Below are 14788 nucleotides of genomic sequence, written 5' to 3' on the forward strand. Positions count from 1 at the left end.
TGATGACTGGGATACGGTTTCGCATCATTCGAATTATCGGCCCGGCTTTCCGCGCAGCCTGACAAGGCGCCGGAAGGTCCGGGATTTTGGCGTTTGTCACGCCCCTGCCACCGACAGATTTCCTTAAAGACTTGCGAGAGCGCGCCCTCAAGGCGCCGCACCAGAGAAAAAGCCGCGAAACCATGAGCGACACAAAAGACACGATCGACTATTCCGAAACACTCTACCTGCCAAAGACGGATTTCCCGATGCGCGCGGGCCTTCCCAAGAAGGAGCCCGAGCTCGTCGCCCGCTGGGAGGAGATCAATCTTTACAAGAAGATGCGCGAGGACGCCGCCGGCCGCGAAAAATTCGTGCTGCATGATGGCCCGCCCTATGCCAACGGCAACATCCATATCGGCCATGCGCTGAACAAGATCCTGAAGGATGTGATCACCCGCTCCTTCCAGATGCGCGGTTTCGATTCCAACTACGTGCCGGGCTGGGACTGCCACGGCCTGCCGATCGAATGGAAGATCGAGGAGGCCTATCGCGCCAAGGGCCAGAACAAGGACGAGGTGCCGATCAACGAATTCCGCCAGGAATGCCGCGATTTCGCCCAGCACTGGATCGACGTGCAGACGGCGGAATTCAAGCGGCTCGGCATCGAGGGCGATTTCGAAAAGCCCTACACGACGATGGCGTTTCACGCCGAGGCGCGGATTGCCGGCGAACTCCTGAAGATCGCGAAATCCGGCCAACTCTATCGCGGCTCCAAGCCGGTGATGTGGTCGGTGGTCGAGCGCACCGCGCTGGCCGAGGCGGAAGTCGAATATCACGAGGTCCAGTCGGACACGATCTGGGTGAAGTTTCCGGTGACGGAATTCAACGGCTTGCTTGAGAAAACCCGGACCTCGCCGTATTTTAAACTTCGACAGGTGAACGAAAGCCTTAGTGACGATCAGCGAGATGCTTTGCAGGCCTTCGCGACACTGAAGGATGCGTACATCGTCATCTGGACGACGACGCCCTGGACCATCCCCGGCAACCGCGCGATCTCGTTTTCGTCGCGGCTCGAATACGGCCTTTACGAGGTCACCGAGGCGGAGAATGATTTCGGGCCGCAGAAGGGCGAAAAGCTGCTCTTCGCCAAAAACCTTGCCGAAGACTGTGCGGCGAAGGCGAAGGTGACGCTGAAGTTTCTCCGCGACGTCGCCGGCGGTGAGCTTGAGGCGGTTACCTGCGCCCATCCGCTGATCGATCTCGGCTATGATTTCAAGGTGCCGTTGCTCGACGGCGACCATGTGACCGATGATGCCGGTACCGGCTTTGTCCATACCGCGCCCGGCCATGGCCGCGAGGACTTTGACGCCTGGATGGAACAGGCGCGCGACCTCGAAGCGCGCGGCGTCTCGCCGAAAATCCCGTTCACGGTGGGAGACGATGGTTTCTACACCGACGAGGCACCGGGTTTCGGGCCCTCGGCTGAAGGCGGGGCTGCCCGCGTCATGGACGACAACGGCAAGAAGGGCGATGCGAATGACCGCGTCATCAAGGCGCTGATCGCCGCCGATCGCCTGTTTGCCCGTGGCCGGATCAAGCACGACTATCCGCATTCCTGGCGCTCGAAAAAGCCGGTCATCTTCCGCAACACGCCGCAATGGTTCGTCTATATGGACAAGGACCTCGGCGATCAGACGACGCTGCGCTCCCGCGCCCTTTCGGCGATCGACGATACGCGCTTCGTGCCGGCCGCCGGCAAGCATCGCCTGCGCGGCATGATCGAGAACCGGCCGGACTGGGTGCTTTCCCGCCAAAGGGCCTGGGGCGTGCCGATCTGCGTCTTTGCCGACAAGGCCGGCGAAGTGCTGGTGGATGCGGACGTCAATGCCCGCATCCTCGAGGCCTTCGAAAACGAGGGCGCCGACGCCTGGTTCGCCGAGGGCGCGCGGGAGCGTTTCCTGGGAAGCCGGGCCAATGAAGAGTGGGAGATGGTCACCGACATTCTCGATGTCTGGTTCGACTCGGGCTCGACCCATTCCTTCGTCCTGGAAGACCGTCCGGACCTGAAATGGCCGGCCGACGTCTATCTCGAAGGCTCCGACCAGCATCGCGGCTGGTTCCATTCCTCACTGCTGGAAGGCTGCGCCACGCGCGGCCGCGCGCCCTACAAGGCCGTCGTGACTCATGGATTCACCATGGACGAACAGGGTCGCAAACAGTCGAAATCGCTGGGCAATCAGGTCTTCCCGCAGGACGTGATGGCGAAATCCGGCGCCGATATCCTGCGGCTGTGGGTGATGACCACGGATTACTGGGAAGACCAACGCCTCGGCGAAACGATCATCAAGACCAATGTCGACACCTATCGCAAGCTGCGCAATACACTGCGCTGGATGCTCGGCACGCTTGCCCATGACGAGGGCGAGGACATCGCAATCGCCGACATGCCGGAGCTGGAGCGGCTGATGCTGCACCGGCTGGCCGAACTCGATCAGCTCGTGCGCAAGAGCTATGACGATTTCGAGTTCAAGAAGATCGCCCGCGCGCTGACGGATTTCGCCAATATCGAACTGTCGGCCTTCTACTTCGACGTTCGCAAGGATGCGCTCTATTGCGATGCGCCGTCCTCGCTGCGTCGTCGTTCGGCCCTCGTCGTCATCCGCAGGCTGTTCGATTGCCTGGTGACCTGGCTTGCGCCGATGCTGCCGTTCACCATGGAAGAGGCCTGGCTTTCGCGCAATCCGGAGGCCGTTTCTGTTCATCTGGAGCAGTTCCCGGCCGTGCCGGCTGACTGGAAGGACGAAGCGCTTGCGGCCAAGTGGCTGAAGGTCCGCGAGGTCCGCAAGGTCGTCACCGGCGCGCTGGAGGTCGAACGTCGAGACAAGCGGATCGGTTCATCGCTGGAAGCGGCGCCGGTCGTCTACGTCAACGACAAGACGCTTCTGGCCGCGCTTGATGACCGCGATTTCGAGGAGATCTGCATCACCTCGGCGATCACGGTGAAGGAAGGCGAGGGGCCGGACGATGCATTCCGCCTGCCCGAGGTCGCTAATGTCGCCGTCGTGCCGGCGCTTGCCGAGGGCCGCAAATGCGCGCGCTCCTGGCGGATCACCGATGATGTCGGCTCGGATCCCGATTATCCGGATGTTTCCGCGCGCGATGCGGCGGCATTGCGGGAATTGGCCGGCAAGGCCTGAGCGCGCAAGGCAGCCGGGCGCATGGTCCTCCGGCTGCCGTCGTTCAGGCGAATTGCGAAAAGGACCGTTCTGCGGTAGGAATGTCGCGTTTTCGCCGGATTTCTCACCGAATGATGGCGGATCGCCTTATTGTCAGTGGCGCGAGCGGTGCTGAAACGCGTCGAGCAAAGAACGAGATCACCCGCAGGCCCGGAAGGTCTGCCCGGTGGTCGAAGGAGTGGTAGTAGAGCGCATGACCTTTGTTTTCCGTTCGATGAAACTTGCACTCGCCCTGGCGGGCGCCGCTTCGCTTGCTTCCTGCATCAGCGCTCCGACCTACGGAACCGGCACGTCGGCCACCACGCAACTGGTCGAGGATCTCGGCGAGGCCGTTCTGGTGATCAATCCGGACCAGCCCGATATCGATTACGAGGCCCGGCCGGAACTGGTGAAGCCGTCGAAGAACATGGCCGGCCAGCCGCTTGTCCCGCCGCAGAAATCCGTGGCCTCGGTCGACAATCCGAACTGGATCGAATCGCCGGAAGAACAGCGCGAGCGCGTCTATCAGGAAATCGAGGACAATGAGGACAACCCGTTCTACAAGTCGCCGCTCGTGGGCGCGAAGGGCACGGGCCAGCTGACCGAGAAGGAACAGCTGGAGGCCTTCCGCAAGGCGCGCAACGAGGCCAATACCATCGACATCACCCAGCGGCGCTACCTGATCGACCCGCCGGCGGAATACCGCACGCCTTCCAGCCCCGAGGCGCTGAACGATCTCGGCGATCCCGAGCGTGCCAAGGAGCGTCGCCGCCAGAAACTGGCCGAGGGCAAGGACCCGGACCGCTGCTTCCTGTTCCTGAACTGCAAGAGCGGCAAGACCGAGGATTTCCTCGAATCATCCAAGAACGCCGGCCAGTAGTAGCGCGGGACTTTTCCGGGGGAACATCATGACCTATTCGATCCGTCCGGCGACACGCGCCGACGCGACAACCATCTATCGCTTCGTCTGCGAACTGGCCGAATTCGAAAAGGCGCTGGACAAGGTCGAGACCTCCGAGGAGGGCCTTGCCGAGGCGATCTTCGGCGACGGCTCCGTGACGGGCGGTCTGATCGTTGAGATCGATGGCAAGCCCGCCGGTTTCGCGGTCTATTATTTTACCTTCTCCACCTGGCAGGGCCGCAACGGCATCTATCTGGAAGACCTTTACGTCTCGCCGGAATTTCGCGGCAAGGGGCTGGGCAAGGCGCTGATGCGCGCAGTCGCCGAGGTCGCAGTCGCGAAGAATTGCGGCCGCATGGAGTGGAGCGTGCTTGACTGGAATGTCGATGCGATCCGCGTTTACGATGCGGTTGGCGGCAAGCCGCAGAGCGAATGGATCCGCTATCGTCTGGAAGACGAGACGCTTTCCGCCTTTGCCGGCCGGTGAGGCCTATCGGCGCTCGTTGAAGAAGTCTTTCAGAAGCGCCGCGGCGCGGGTTTCCGAAAAGCCGGAATAGACGTCGGGCCGATGGTGGCAGGTGGGTTGGTTGAAAAAGCGGCCGCCGTGATCGACGCCGCCGCCCTTGGGGTCCGCCGCGCCATAGTAAAGCCGTTCGATGCGGGCGAACGAGATCGCCGCCGCGCACATGGCGCAGGGCTCGAGCGTAACGTAGAGATGCGCGCCGGGAAGCCGTTCCGAGCCGAGCCTCTCGCAGGCGGCGCGGATGGCAAGCACCTCGGCATGGGCCGTCGGATCGTTCAGTTCGCGCGTGCGATTGCCGGCAGAGGCCAGGACCGCGCCGTCAAGCGCGATGACGGCGCCGATCGGCACCTCGCCGCGCGCGCCAGCATTTTCGGCTTCTTCCAGCGCCAATGCCATGAAATCGCTGCCCGCGGCCATTTTGACAAGTTTCCTCTTAACCAATTCCTCCTGTCCTGTTAGAGGATCGGGATCAACAGGCAAAGCGAAATGAACCAGAAAGACAAATTCCCCAAACGCGGCGGAAAGCCTTCGGGCAAGCCTGCCGGCAAGCCGGCACAGGCCAAGGACGCGCCGAAAGTCGGAGCCGAAGAGCAGGCGCCGGAACGGATCGCCAAGATCCTGGCGCGCGCCGGCGTCGCCTCCAGGCGCGATGCCGAGCGGATGATCCTCGACGGCCGCGTCAAGGTCAACGGCAAGCTCCTGGAAAGCCCGGCCGTGAACGTCACGCTTGCCGACAAGATCGAGGTCGACGGCGAGGAGATCCGGGGCATCGAGCGCACGCGACTGTGGATCTACCACAAGCCCGGCGGCCTCGTGACCACTAATTCCGATCCCGAAGGCCGGCCGACGGTTTTTGAAAAGCTGCCGAAGGACCTGCCGCGCGTCATCTCGATCGGCCGTCTCGATATCAACACCGAGGGCCTTCTGCTTCTGACCAATGATGGTGGCCTGGCCCGCGTTCTGGAACTGCCGGCCACCGGCTGGCTGCGGCGCTACCGCGTGCGCGCCCATGGGCGGATCACGCAGGAAGACCTCGACAAGCTGAAGGACGGCATTGCCGTCGACGGCGTGCTCTATGGCGCGATCGACGCGACGCTCGATCGCGAGCAGGGATCGAATGTCTGGATCACCATGGGGCTGCGCGAGGGCAAGAACCGCGAGATCAAGAACGTGCTGGGCGCGCTCGGTCTCGAAGTTTCCCGCCTGATCCGCATTTCCTACGGTCCTTTCCAATTGGGCGAACTTGCAGAGGGCAATGTGCTGGAAGTGCGCGGCCGCACGCTGCGCGACCAGCTCGGGCCGCGCCTGATCGAGGAATCCGGCGCCAATTTCGACGCGCCGCTTTATCACGACGGCGAGGCCGCCGTGCCGAAGCCTGCCGAGGCCGAAGCGCCGAAGCGGGCGCCGCGCAGGGAAAAGCTCGACCGGCAGGAGCGCGCTGAGCGCGGCCGTGACCGGCTTGATACCAAGCGCAGGGGCGAGGAAAAGCCCGTCCGCGATGTCGAACGCAATACCCGTTCCGCCAATGTCTGGATGGCCGCCGGTGCCCGTCCGCTCGGCCCCAAGGCGAAGAAGAAGGCCGAGGACAAGGCCCGTGAGGACGCCCGCCGCGACGCCCGCAAGGATTCACGTCGCCGGGACGAGGGCGATAGCCCGCGCGCCGCACGCCCGGCTGGTTCAAGGCCGGCAAGAGGCGGCGGAAAACCGCAGGGCGGCAAGCCCGGCGGCGGTTTTGCCAAGGGGCCGCGCAAGCCGCGCGCCGAGGGTGATGCGGCGGCCGGTGGCGAAAAGCGGTTCTCCGGGCCGAAGCGTCCGGCTGGCGAAGGCCGTCCGCCGCGCGGTGAAGGCCGCCCGGCAGGTGGGCGGCCTTCGGGCGACAAGCGCGGCAAGCCCAATGGCAATGACAGGCCGCGCGGCGGTGCAGGCGGCAAGGGGCCGAGGGGCAATGCGGATCGTCGGCGGTGAGTTTCGCGGGCGTACGCTCGCGGCTCCAAAGACCTCTGAGATCAGGCCGACGACGGATCGCACCCGCGAGAGCCTGTTCAATATTCTGGCCCATGCTTATCCCGAGGCCGTTGAGGGCGCGCGGCTGCTGGAGCTGTTTGCAGGGACCGGCGCGGTCGGGCTTGAAGCCCTGTCGCGCGGTGCCCGGGCTGCGCTCTTCGTGGAAAACAGCGTCGAGGGCCGGGGGCTGCTCTGGTCCAATATCGAAGCGCTCGGGCTTCAAGGCCGCACCCGCATCATGCGCCGGGATGCAACGAAGCTCGGCAGCGTCGGCAAGCTGGAGCCCTACGACCTGCTGTTTGCCGACCCGCCCTATGGCAAGGGTCTTGGCGAAAAGGCAATAGCGGCGGCAGGCGAGGGCGGCTGGCTGAAACCGGATGCACTCGTCATTCTGGAAGAGACGGGAGAAGTCAACCCTGCGCTTCCGCCGGTATTTTCGCCGGTCGAAGAGCGCGAATTCGGCGATACGCAGATGCATTTCTACCGCTATCGGCCATAAGCGCTCAAAGCGCGCTGTGCGGCAGGACGAAGGTCGTACCGTCCGTCGGCGCCTGGTTAACCGATAGCCTTGCCCCGAAAACGGCGTAGAGGTTGCCGTCGGTCAGCACATCCCTTGGCGTACCGGCAGCCGCCACGCTGCCATCCTTCATCAGGACGATCCTGTCGGCAAAGAGCGCCGTCAGGTTGAGATCGTGCATCACCGCGATGGCGCCGCCCCCGGCGCGGCAAAAGCTCTGTGCAAGGCGCATGATCGCCAGTTGGTGGAGAATGTCGAGACTTGCCACCGGCTCGTCGAGGAGAAGCCAGCGCGGCGCGCCTTCGGCAACCGGCGCCTCGATCTGGCACAACACGCGCGCAAGCTGGACGCGCTGCTGCTCGCCGCCGGAAAGCTCCTGATAGAAGCGACCCTCGAAGCCGTTGAGGTCGACGGCCTTCAGGGCCCTGGCCATGGTCTTCAGGTCGGCATCGCCCGCGCGGTGGCTGCGGCCGGAAAGCCCCATGCGCAGCACTTCGGTCACGGTGAAGGGAAAGGCGAGATTGGACGCCTGCGGCAGCACGCCGCGCAGTTCGGCAAGCTGCCAGGGCGCGAGTGCTGCGATATCTGCGCCATTGATGGCGACCTTGCCGCTCTCGGGCTTCAGGTCGCCGGCAATCGCCTTCAGCGTCGTCGTCTTGCCGCATCCGTTTGGGCCGCAAATGGCCGTCAGTTCGCCGGCGCGGGCTTCGAGCGAAACGTCGTTGAGAACCGGGCGGCCGGAAAGCGCCACGGAAATCCGGGAGGTGGTGATCATCGTCATGCGGGTCACAGATTGAGGCGCGAGCGGTTCTTCAAGAGGATCCACAGGAAGAAGGGGCCGCCGGCGGTTGCGGTGATGATGCCGATCGGCAGTTCGGCGGGCGCGACGATGGTGCGGGCAAAAAGATCGGCCAGCACCAGAAGCGCGCCGCCAAGCAGGGCGGAGGCCGGCAGCAGGTAGCGGTGATCCGGGCCGATGACGAGGCGCAGGAGATGCGGCACGACGATGCCGACAAAGCCGATTCCGCCGGAAACGGCAACGCCTGCGCCCGTGGCAGCCGCCACCGCCACAATGGTGATGTTCTTCAGCCGCTGCACCGGAATGCCGATGTGATAGGCCGTCGCCTCGCCGAGCGTGATGGCATTGAGCCCGCGCGCCATGAAGGGCAGCACGGCGAAGGCTGCCAGCATGATCGGCGCGATCGCCCAGATCTTGGTCCATGTCGCACCCGCAAGCGAGCCCATCGACCAGAAGGTCAGGTCGCGCAATTGCTGGTCATTGGCGAGATAGACGAGGAAGCCGGTCGCGGCGCCTGCAAGCGCTGAAAGCGCGATGCCGGCGAGCAGCATGGTGGCGACGGACGTTTGTCCGTGGCGGGTGGCGATCCGGTAGAGGATCAGCGTTGTTGCCAGCGCCCCGATGAAGGCGGCCGCCGGCAGTGCGTAGACCCCCATCAGATTGGCGAGCGGTGCGGCAACCGTGCCGCCTAGAACGATCATCACCACCGCGCCGAGGCTTGCGCCGGCCGAAACGCCGACAAGGCCGGGATCGGCCAGCGGATTGCGGAACAGGCCCTGCATGGCCGTACCGCAGACGGCAAGCGACGCGCCCACCAGAAAGCCCATGATGGCGCGGGGCAGGCGGATGTCGAAGACGATGATGCGGTCGCGGGCTGCCAGCGCATCATCCGCATTGCCGGTGAGGATCGCCCGGCCGACATCGAAGATGGACGCATCCGACGCGCCGTTGGCCACGGAGACCAGAACGGCGAACACGGATGCCACGGCGAGCACCATGATGGTGAAGACCGCGATATGCGAGCGGTCACCGCTTTCGCGCCAGTTGAGCCGCCTTCCGGCCGAGGTCAGTGTGTCGATCACCACCATGGCTGCTTTATTCCCCGTAGATTTCCGCCGTCAGCTTCGACAGGTTCTCGCCGAAGCGCGGGCCGAAATTCATCATGCCGACGGGATCGATGCGATAGATTGCCCTGGCCTTGCCGGCAGGCGTCAGCGCCAGGGCCGGTTGGGTGGAGACATCCTCATCGGTCGGCACGTGGTTGCCCGCAGTGCCGTCCATCAGCAGGATAATATCAGGGGCTGCTTCGATCACGGCCTCATCGGAAAGCGTCTTGTAGCCCTCGAAAGCGCCGAAGGCATTTTCGAGGCCCGCGGCTTGCATCACGCCGTTTGCGGCCGTGCCGGTGCCCGACCCCATCACCTTGCCGTTGCGCAGGCTGAGAATGAAGATCGCGCTTTTCGTCTCTTCGGGATCGCGGGCGGCGTTTTTGGCGAGAACCGGATCGAGCTCGGCCGCAATCTCATCGGCGAGGGTCTTGGCTTGGTCCTCACGGCCAAGCAGGGTGCCGATCGTCGTAACCTTCTCGATGATGCCGTCGCGGCTGTAGTCTTCGGGAATGAAGGCGAGATCGACATCGGCCTTTTCCATGACTTCCATGGTTTCCGGCGGGCCAGCCCCTTCGATGCTGATGATCGCCGAAGGATTGACCGAGAGGATGCCTTCCGGCGAGAGCTGGCGCATATAGCCGATATCGGGCATGGCGAGCGCTTCCGGTGGGTAGGTGCTGGTCGTGTCGCGGCCGATCACATTGTCGCCCGCGCCAAGCGCATAGACGATCTCTGTGACCGAACCGCCGATGGTGACGAGGCCCGACGTGTCCTCAAGCGGCTCGACGGCGGATGCCGCCGTGGCGCCGGCCAGAAGCAGACCGGCGATGAGGGGTGCGGTTTTGAGCGCGGATGAGATGGCAGACATGGTTTTCCTCAGGCGGCTGCGGTTTCGCTGTGGCGGGGCAGGCTTTCGGCAAGGTCACGCCATACGGGGCGTTCGGCATAGCCTTCGAGGCGCTTGCCGAAGAACTGGATGATCATCTCGCCGGCCGCGTTGAAGGCCTCGACGGAGGTGACATGGCCGTCGCTCGTCGGCTTGCGCACCAGCCAGGTTTCGGCAATGTGGTCGCGGCGCAGATGCAGATGGAAGGTCGGGTCCATGACATTGATCCACGGACCCATCTCGACGATCTTCTTCACCGGACCGGAATGGATCTGCACGATGCCGTTGTTGGAAACAAAGACCATGATCGGCAGGTCTTCGATCTTCGATGCGCCGTGCAGCATGGCGGCAACCGCGTCATCGGCAAGGCGGAAGGCGTAATCATCGCCGACCGTCGAAATCGCCGTCTGGCGGTGGACCTTGAGGTCATTCAGCATGCCGAAAAACTGGTGCGTGTCGGTCAGCGCGGTCCAGCGGTCGCGCAAGAGTTCGACATCGACGGTCTGCGGGTCGCGGGCGTGGTCGGCGTCGTGGGCCTTGATCTCGCCTGTCTCGATCGTCTGGCTGTCGTCATCAAGCTTGTGCGCCTCGACAAAGGCGCGATAAGCCTCGACATTGGATTTCGGCCGCCAGTGCAGCTTGAAAACGGCCACGCCGCTGGCATCGAAATATTGCAGGCTCAGCTTTTCATGGCCTTCGTCATCCGTCTTGGTGACGGCGAAGGCGTGGACCCAGCGGCTCGGGAAAATGCGAAGGTCGATGTTCTCGCCAAGCACGATCGCGGCCTTTTTCCCGTTCTTGATGTTCTCGAAGATGCCGATCTTCTCATGGACCGCGCTTTCATTGCGCGACAACGCCATGATCTCGCCGAAGCTTTCGGCATGCGCCAGAAGGCGGGCAGGCTCCGGAGAGATGCGGGTTGCCGTGAGGCCGACTTCGGCGGCAACGAGTTCCGCTTCGGAAATGCCAAGCTGCGAAGCGATATCGCGCTCGCGCATTTTCGGGTTGTCACGGCGGAAGGCGCGGATCTCTGCGGGTGTCTTGGTCGTCATCGGTCTCGTCTCGTCTGGTCTACTTGTTCAGAATAAGTTTGCCCTGGCGGGTGATCTTCATGCGGTAGTCGGCGCCCTGGTGGCGAATGATGACCTCATTGCCGCCTTTGAAAAGCGTCTCGCTTTGAAGCACCGGTGCGCTGTTGTCGCTTGCGTCGGCCCGTCCGGCCGTCTTGTCGTCATTCATCCTGGTCGATATGTCTGTTCGGGTTAAAACTTGAATTTTCGAATCCTGTTTTATAAGTTGACTCTATTAGTCACCTTTGTCTATCCACGCAATAGACGTTTTCCAAAGTGAGCGGTAGGATGACGCGTCACCGGGCGGCTTTGATGTTGCCCGACACTTCCGATCCGAAACCGCCGGAGATTTGAGAAATGAAAATTTTCCCATGCGCCGCCGCCGCGCTTTTCGTCCTGTCGCAACCGATCCTGGCCCAGGAGGCCGCCACAGGCGATGCCGCGATGCCAGCGGACGAAAAGGCGGGACTTTCGATCTCGCTCAATGCGCTGGACACGACCGACAATGGCTGCAAGCTGACCTTCCTGGTGGAAAACAACCTCTCCGCGCCGATCGACAGCCTGCAGGCCGAAGTGGCGCTGTTCGACACGGAAGGCGTCGTTGACCGGCTGACCATGCTGGACTTCCTGTCGCTGCCGGCCGGCAAGATGCGAGTCCGCCAGTTCGAATTGCCGGGCGCGGGTTGTGATGCGCTTGGCGGGCTGCTGCTCAACGACCTCAAGGTCTGCGAGGTCGCCGGAGCCGATTGCATGGCTGAGCTTGAAACCAGCTCGAAGGCCGGCATTCCATTCGACGGCTGATCCACCGATTGAGAAGACACTGCGCGCTCTGCGCCAAGACCAATAAGACACGCTGAAGCGAAGCTGCCGATGACGGATGACAGGGCGATGTTTGCGATGGGTTTGCCGGGCGGCGTCCGTGACGCGGAGCCGGTGGAGACCGTTTCGCCTCCGCAAACCGCGGCAAAGGCGGATGCGCCTGTCGTGACGCCGGCCAGCCGCAAGCCCGTCGATCTCGACGCCGTCGTTCTGGAGCTGAAGGCGGCAGCGGGCGTTGCCGCCGAAAGGCTGCAGGAGACAAAGAGCGAGGCTGGCGAGGACGAGCCGGCGCTTGCTGCCGAAGAGGCCGACCTCGGCAGCGTCGTCCTGCCGCGTATTGCGGGCATCGCCGACAAATCCGACAGGAGCAGGCGGCTGCCGATGGCCGCGCTCGCGTCGATCCTCATCCATGGCGTTGCTTTTGCCATGGCGCTTCATGTCGTCGAGATCATTCCCGAGGCGCCGGCGGAGGAAGGCGGCGTTGTCGTCAGCGTCGTCATGCTCGGCAATGGCGACGTCGACGCGGCGGCAAGCGGGGCGGAAGAGGCCCGGCCGACCGAAGTCGAGACGCAAACGGTGCCGGTGGAACAGGCCGTGACCGCCGCGCCCGAGGCGTTGAGCCCCGCGGCGTCCGAACCGCCGCCGCAGGCCATGCCGGCCGAACAGGCGCAGCCGGTGGAGATGCAGGCTGCCCCGATGCCGACGCCCGAGGCGGTTGCCGCCGCCCCGGTCGAAACCGCCGAGACCCGTCCTGCAGAAGCCATCGGTTCAGCAGAGGCGGCGGCCCTTCCAAGGCCCGAGCCCGCCGTGCTGGCCGTTGCCCCGAGCGAGGCGGCCGCGCCCGATGCCGTCGCCCCGGCTGCAGCCGTTGTTTCCGAGGCTGCGCCGCTGCCGGAAACGGCCTATGCGGCCCGGCCGGAAGTTGTCGAGACGGCCACGCCGGAAGCTGAAACGGTTGCGCTTGCGGTCGCGACCCCGCAGATGGAGGCGATCACGGCCCAGGAAGACGATCCTGAACTCGCCTATGACATAGCGCCGCCGGTCCCCCGGCCTTCGCCTTGGGATTCAGAGCCTTTGCCGGAAGATCAGGTTGCCGCAAGGCAGGCGGAGGCCGAACGCCGGCAGGCCGAGCAGAAAAGGACCGTTCCGCGCCAGAGCGCCGGGTCCGGCGGACAATCGGCAAGCGATGCGCGCCGGGGCTCGGTCAGCGGTACGTCTGAGCAAGGCGCGACACAGGCCGCCGAATCACGCAGCGGTTCGTCAGGCGACGGCGCTGCGGCAATGGCGAATTATGCGGGGAGGGTTCACGCACGGCTTGCCCGGTGGGTTGCAGCGGAACGCTATTATCGCAATCTCGGACCGCTCACGACCACGGTGACGATCCGGCTGACGCTTAACCGTTCAGGCAATATCACCGCCCTGTCGCTGGCACGTTCCTCGGGAAACAGCCAGGTGGATGCGGTGGTCCTGCAGCGCGCGCGAGCAGCAGGCTCTTTTGGGCCGTTTCCGGAAAGCTATGCGGGCGCGCAGAAGAGCTTCACCCTGCCGGTCAATCTCACGCTGCGCCGATAAAGGGTCGGCTCAGGCACTGCCGATTGTGCGCTGCAGACCCTGCAACGCCGGCTGATAGTTCGGGTTCAGCCTCTTGGCTTGCTGATAATAGGAGGCCGCCTTGGTGAAGTCGCCCTGGCGCTCGAAGATCAGGCCGAGATTGGCCCAGCTCTCGGCGTTCTGCTGGTCGAGCGCCAGCGCCTTGTCGAAATCGGCGCGGGCGTTCTGGTCGTCGTTGAGCGCCAGATAGGAGACGCCGCGGCCATTATAGGGCTGCGCGGCCTTCGGCGAGAGCGAGATCGCGTTGGAGAAATCGGCGATCGCCAGCTCCTGCTGGCCGCGCTGCTGGTAGATTAGGCCACGATTGTGATAGGCGCGGGCGTCCGTCGTGTTCAACTGGATGGCGCGGGTGAAATCGTTGAACGCGTCGTTCTGCTGGCCGGCCTCGCGATAAAGATTGCCGCGCCCGATATAGGCGACGTCGTAGTTCGAATTGATCTGAAGCGCGCGATTGTAGTCGTTCAGCGCGTCCATCCGCTGGCCGAGGCTGCGCTCGATCAGCGCGCGGTTGGCATAGGCCTGGTAATAGTTCGGGTTGAGCGCGATCGCCTTGTTGAAGTCGTCCATGGCGCGGCGGGTGTCGCCGGCACGGCCATAGGCGGCGCCGCGGACATTGTAGCCTTCCGGGTCGTTCGGGTTGGCGGCGATCACATTGGAAAGCGAAGCGATGTTCTGCTCCGACCCTTGAGTCGCGTCGATCGAGACGACGTTCTGGTTCATCATCTGGGAGCTCTGACAGGCCGCGAGCAGGCTGACAGTCCCGAAGAGCAGGGCGAACCGCAGCTTCCGGCCGGTGCCTGTCATGAATGTGCCAGCAGTCATCTCTGTCATGTTCGTCCCTCGTGTCGTCTCGCTTGTCGCGCGCAGATTGCATGCGCGCGGTGATGTGTATCGCCGCAAGGTAAATATCTAGCAAATAAAAAGGCGGGGGCATACGCTCCCGCCATCACAACATGTTCAATGTGCCGAAATAACGACAATCAGCGCGAAACCAGACCTTCGCGAATGGCGCGCTTGCGGGCCAGCTTGCGCACGCGGCGGATCGCTTCGGCCTTTTCGCGGGCGCGCTTCTGCGAGGGCTTCTCGTAGAAGTCACGCATCTTCATTTCGCGGAAGATGCCTTCGCGCTGCATTTTCTTCTTCAGAGCGCGGAGAGCCTGGTCAACATTGTTGTCGCGGACAAGTACTTGCACGTGTATCCCGTTCCTTAAATTTCGTTGGTCTCGTTCAGCCTGGCAAATACTTGCACGTCAGGCATTGTTGCTTGTCTCATCGGGTTCTGCCCGACATTTGGCGTCGCGAGTATCAGATTTCGGCGGTGAAGTCCAGCCCCCAGGCACCTGATATCAGGC

15 protein-coding genes are annotated in these 14788 nt (G+C 63.6%); 7 read left to right on the forward strand and 8 right to left on the reverse strand.

Annotation, left to right across the window (positions count from 1 at the left end):
- Positions 1 to 182 precede the first annotated feature (182 nt).
- The 3 genes from ileS (at position 183) to FF124_RS09995 (ending at position 4585) form a co-directional block, all read left to right on the forward strand.
- Positions 183 to 3179 carry an isoleucine--tRNA ligase gene (gene ileS / locus FF124_RS09985; RefSeq protein WP_138748354.1) on the forward strand — a complete coding sequence of 999 codons (2997 nt, stop codon included), beginning with the start codon at positions 183 to 185 and terminating at the stop codon, positions 3177 to 3179.
- A 232-nt stretch (positions 3180 to 3411) separates the two neighbouring features.
- Positions 3412 to 4077, forward strand: a complete 666-nt coding sequence (locus FF124_RS09990; RefSeq protein ID WP_138748355.1) for a hypothetical protein — start codon at positions 3412 to 3414, stop codon at positions 4075 to 4077.
- A 28-nt stretch (positions 4078 to 4105) separates the two neighbouring features.
- Positions 4106 to 4585: a GNAT family N-acetyltransferase gene (locus tag FF124_RS09995; protein WP_138748356.1), complete on the forward strand. Its 480-nt coding sequence runs from the start codon at positions 4106 to 4108 to the stop codon at positions 4583 to 4585.
- 3 nt (positions 4586 to 4588) lie between these two features.
- On the opposite strand, the gene FF124_RS10000 is transcribed toward FF124_RS09995, so the two are convergent.
- Positions 4589 to 5038, reverse strand: coding sequence for a nucleoside deaminase (locus FF124_RS10000; RefSeq protein ID WP_138748357.1), 450 nt, complete (start codon positions 5036 to 5038; stop codon positions 4589 to 4591).
- Positions 5039 to 5107: 69 nt separating this feature from the next.
- On the opposite strand from FF124_RS10000, the gene FF124_RS10005 reads away from it, so the two are divergent.
- Positions 5108 to 6586, forward strand: a complete 1479-nt coding sequence (locus FF124_RS10005; RefSeq protein ID WP_138748358.1) for a pseudouridine synthase — start codon at positions 5108 to 5110, stop codon at positions 6584 to 6586.
- Entirely contained in the window at positions 6567 to 7124 is a 558-nt protein-coding gene (rsmD, locus tag FF124_RS10010; protein WP_246072353.1) for a 16S rRNA (guanine(966)-N(2))-methyltransferase RsmD, read from the forward strand. Before FF124_RS10005 ends, rsmD begins: the two co-directional genes overlap by 20 nt.
- A gap of 4 nt (positions 7125 to 7128) precedes the next feature.
- Here the strand turns inward: rsmD and FF124_RS10015 are convergent, their stop codons facing one another.
- The 5 genes from FF124_RS10015 to hemP are packed head-to-tail and all read right to left on the reverse strand — an operon-like array spanning position 7129 to position 11175.
- Positions 7129 to 7917: a heme ABC transporter ATP-binding protein gene (locus tag FF124_RS10015; RefSeq protein ID WP_138748556.1), complete on the reverse strand. Its 789-nt coding sequence runs from the start codon at positions 7915 to 7917 to the stop codon at positions 7129 to 7131.
- Positions 7918 to 7928: 11 nt separating this feature from the next.
- On the reverse strand, positions 7929 to 9029 hold the full coding sequence (locus FF124_RS10020) for a FecCD family ABC transporter permease (RefSeq protein ID WP_138748359.1): 1101 nt from the start codon (positions 9027 to 9029) through the stop codon (positions 7929 to 7931).
- A 7-nt stretch (positions 9030 to 9036) separates the two neighbouring features.
- Positions 9037 to 9918, reverse strand: a complete 882-nt coding sequence (locus tag FF124_RS10025; protein ID WP_138748360.1) for a heme/hemin ABC transporter substrate-binding protein — start codon at positions 9916 to 9918, stop codon at positions 9037 to 9039.
- An 8-nt stretch (positions 9919 to 9926) separates the two neighbouring features.
- A complete protein-coding gene (locus tag FF124_RS10030; protein WP_138748361.1) occupies positions 9927 to 10988 on the reverse strand; it encodes a hemin-degrading factor in 1062 nt (353 codons plus the stop codon).
- 19 nt (positions 10989 to 11007) lie between these two features.
- Positions 11008 to 11175, reverse strand: a complete 168-nt coding sequence (hemP, locus tag FF124_RS10035; protein ID WP_138748362.1) for a hemin uptake protein HemP — start codon at positions 11173 to 11175, stop codon at positions 11008 to 11010.
- A 188-nt stretch (positions 11176 to 11363) separates the two neighbouring features.
- On the opposite strand from hemP, the gene FF124_RS10040 reads away from it, so the two are divergent.
- Together FF124_RS10040 and FF124_RS10045 are read left to right on the forward strand one after the other, a co-directional pair.
- The gene (locus tag FF124_RS10040) at positions 11364 to 11807 is read left to right on the forward strand and encodes a hypothetical protein (RefSeq protein ID WP_138748363.1); all 444 of its coding nucleotides are present in this window, start codon (positions 11364 to 11366) and stop codon (positions 11805 to 11807) included.
- A gap of 69 nt (positions 11808 to 11876) precedes the next feature.
- A complete protein-coding gene (locus tag FF124_RS10045) occupies positions 11877 to 13397 on the forward strand; it encodes a TonB family protein (RefSeq protein ID WP_138748364.1) in 1521 nt (506 codons plus the stop codon).
- Between the two features lie 9 nt (positions 13398 to 13406).
- Here the strand turns inward: FF124_RS10045 and FF124_RS10050 are convergent, their stop codons facing one another.
- Both FF124_RS10050 and rpsU read right to left on the reverse strand, forming a co-directional pair.
- On the reverse strand, positions 13407 to 14267 hold the full coding sequence (locus FF124_RS10050) for a tetratricopeptide repeat protein (protein ID WP_138748365.1): 861 nt from the start codon (positions 14265 to 14267) through the stop codon (positions 13407 to 13409).
- Positions 14268 to 14416: 149 nt separating this feature from the next.
- Positions 14417 to 14629 (reverse strand): 30S ribosomal protein S21, encoded by a 213-nt coding sequence (gene rpsU / locus FF124_RS10055; RefSeq protein ID WP_024710130.1) that lies wholly within the window; start codon positions 14627 to 14629, stop codon positions 14417 to 14419.
- Positions 14630 to 14788 lie beyond the last annotated feature (159 nt).

Source organism: Martelella lutilitoris (assembly GCF_005924265.1).
Classification (GTDB): Bacteria; Pseudomonadota; Alphaproteobacteria; order Rhizobiales; family Rhizobiaceae; genus Martelella; species Martelella lutilitoris.

Bases quoted from the DNA above. Each gene is read 5' to 3' on its own strand.
- ileS (WP_138748354.1), top strand. From the start codon at position 183: ATGAGCGACACAAAAGACACGATCGACTATTCCGAAACACTCTACCTG.
- FF124_RS09990 (WP_138748355.1), top strand. From the start codon at position 3,412: ATGACCTTTGTTTTCCGTTCGATGAAACTTGCACTCGCCCTGGCGGGC.
- FF124_RS09995 (WP_138748356.1), top strand. From the start codon at position 4,106: ATGACCTATTCGATCCGTCCGGCGACACGCGCCGACGCGACAACCATC.
- FF124_RS10000 (WP_138748357.1), bottom strand. From the start codon at position 5,038: ATGGCCGCGGGCAGCGATTTCATGGCATTGGCGCTGGAAGAAGCCGAA.
- FF124_RS10005 (WP_138748358.1), top strand. From the start codon at position 5,108: ATGAACCAGAAAGACAAATTCCCCAAACGCGGCGGAAAGCCTTCGGGC.
- rsmD (WP_246072353.1), top strand. From the start codon at position 6,567: ATGCGGATCGTCGGCGGTGAGTTTCGCGGGCGTACGCTCGCGGCTCCA.
- FF124_RS10015 (WP_138748556.1), bottom strand. From the start codon at position 7,917: ATGATCACCACCTCCCGGATTTCCGTGGCGCTTTCCGGCCGCCCGGTT.
- FF124_RS10020 (WP_138748359.1), bottom strand. From the start codon at position 9,029: ATGGTGGTGATCGACACACTGACCTCGGCCGGAAGGCGGCTCAACTGG.
- FF124_RS10025 (WP_138748360.1), bottom strand. From the start codon at position 9,918: ATGTCTGCCATCTCATCCGCGCTCAAAACCGCACCCCTCATCGCCGGT.
- FF124_RS10030 (WP_138748361.1), bottom strand. From the start codon at position 10,988: ATGACGACCAAGACACCCGCAGAGATCCGCGCCTTCCGCCGTGACAAC.
- hemP (WP_138748362.1), bottom strand. From the start codon at position 11,175: ATGAATGACGACAAGACGGCCGGACGGGCCGACGCAAGCGACAACAGC.
- FF124_RS10040 (WP_138748363.1), top strand. From the start codon at position 11,364: ATGAAAATTTTCCCATGCGCCGCCGCCGCGCTTTTCGTCCTGTCGCAA.
- FF124_RS10045 (WP_138748364.1), top strand. From the start codon at position 11,877: ATGACGGATGACAGGGCGATGTTTGCGATGGGTTTGCCGGGCGGCGTC.
- FF124_RS10050 (WP_138748365.1), bottom strand. From the start codon at position 14,267: ATGACAGAGATGACTGCTGGCACATTCATGACAGGCACCGGCCGGAAG.